The 1,773-nt window shown below is 58.7% G+C and carries 2 protein-coding genes; one reads left to right on the forward strand and one right to left on the reverse strand.

Annotated features, from left to right (window positions below):
* Positions 1 to 374 precede the first annotated feature (374 nt).
* Positions 375 to 1,211 carry a LysR family transcriptional regulator gene (locus MRBLMC3_RS16120; protein WP_363830476.1) on the reverse strand — a complete coding sequence of 279 codons (837 nt, stop codon included), beginning with the start codon at positions 1,209 to 1,211 and terminating at the stop codon, positions 375 to 377.
* Positions 1,212 to 1,307: 96 nt separating this feature from the next.
* Between MRBLMC3_RS16120 and MRBLMC3_RS16125 the strand changes: the two genes are divergently transcribed.
* Entirely contained in the window at positions 1,308 to 1,685 is a 378-nt protein-coding gene (locus MRBLMC3_RS16125) for an aldo/keto reductase (RefSeq protein ID WP_363830478.1), read from the forward strand.
* Positions 1,686 to 1,773: the final 88 nt, after the last annotated feature.

A 1,773-nucleotide genomic window follows, 5' to 3' on the forward strand; every position in this document is an offset into this window, starting at 1 on the left:
GCAGAAGTCCGCCGATCACCGCCCACTCTTCATCCGACAAATCGCCCCGAAACATCGCTGCCCCAAAAAAGCAGCCTTGAATCAGAACTCAGCCCAAATGAAAACCTCTTTTGTCAACATCGCCTAGCTTGCTAAAGCCTTCATCGGTTTGAACTGCTTCGTCGACCCTGACCTTGGGTTCGAGCGCTTCGACAGCAAGTTGGCTCCGCACTTCTTCGGCTATGCGTTTAAGGAACCAGCTTGTTGCCCGCCAGGCGGAAACCCATGGCGAATTGAACGAGCCAGGGACATTTCGAGACCCGAATGTATGGCAGCTTCAATGATTTGATTGAGGCTTGCGAACGGCAGCTCTGTCGGAGTTTCAGGCAACTGCCTCATTCAAACGCAGTCGCTAACATATCGGCGACTGCGCGCACGGCGGGGGCGTGTTTCAGATCAGCATGGATCACCATCCACACGGGTCGCGCTTCGGGTTGCTTGGCAATTACGCGCACGAGTTCCTTGCAAGGTGTTGCCATTATTGAGGGTAGCAGTGCAACGCCGAGGCCAGCCTTGGCTGCCGCAAACTGGCTGTGAAAATCTCCGGTCAACAGGTCGAGCGGACGGTCTCCGGCAAACTCTTCCAGCCAGCGCTGCTGCGGCACGTGAGCCAGCGTTTCGTCAAAGGCGATAAAGCGCCATTGCTGCGGTGGCAGTCTGGCAATTTCCGGCGTTGCATAAAGGGCGAACTCGACCGAGCCGATGCGCCGGATGATATTCTGCCTGCCCTGCGGCTCGACCATCCGCACCGCCAGATCGGCCTGCCCGCTATCCAGCGAGGCAATATGCGAATTGGCGGACAGCACGATCTGCAGGCCGGGATGCTCGGATCGCAGAACGCGCAAAGCCGGGATGATGATTTCACTCATCAGCACCGGCGGCGCGGTCAAACGCACGCGCCCGGTCAGCGTTCCTTGCGCGGCATGGGAGATGCGCTCAATCCGCTGCGCGCCGCTCTCCATGTCGCGGGCGACAGCGGCAATTTCGATGCCCTTCTCGGTCAGCGGTGTGGACCGGGCCAGACGGTGCACAAGGGCGTGCCCCAGAGCTTTCTCCAGTGCACCAATCCGGCGCGACACCGTTGCATGGTTGACGCCCAGGGCGCGGGCTGCGCCTGCCAGCGAGCCTTCGCGCTCCAGCACCGCCAGCACATGCAGATCATCCCAGTTCATCTGATCAATATTGCACAGATGACGTGCAGGATCATGCAGTTTTCATCGGCATGATCTGCTGCGACACAGTGTGATCTGATAACAGGAGCATATGTCATGATCCGCACCCTTCCGCTCGGGGCCAGTGGCCTAAACCTGCCAGCCCTTGGCCTTGGCTGCATGGGTATGTCCGAATTCTACGGCGAAACCAACGATACGCAGTCGCTCGACGTGCTGGCCCGCGCCTATGATCTGGGCGTGCGGTTGTTCGATACCGCCGACATGTATGGCAACGGCCTCAATGAGGAATTGCTGGCGCGATTCCTGGAAACAGCCCGCCCGGATGCTTTCATCGCTACCAAGTTCGGCATTCGCAAGGCTGCGGGCGAATATGCGCGCAGCATCGACAACAGCCCGGATTATATCCGGCAGGCCTGCGACGCCTCATTGAAACGCCTAGGCGATGTTGACAAAAGAGGTTTTCATTTGGGCTGAGTTCTGATTCAAGGCTGCTTTTTTGGGGCAGCGATGTTTCGGGGCGATTTGTCGGATGAAGAGTGGGCGGTGATCGGCGGACTTCTGC

Origin of the sequence: Sphingobium sp. LMC3-1-1.1 (genome assembly GCF_040676285.1) — a bacterium.
In the GTDB taxonomy this organism is placed as follows: Bacteria; Pseudomonadota; Alphaproteobacteria; order Sphingomonadales; family Sphingomonadaceae; genus Sphingobium.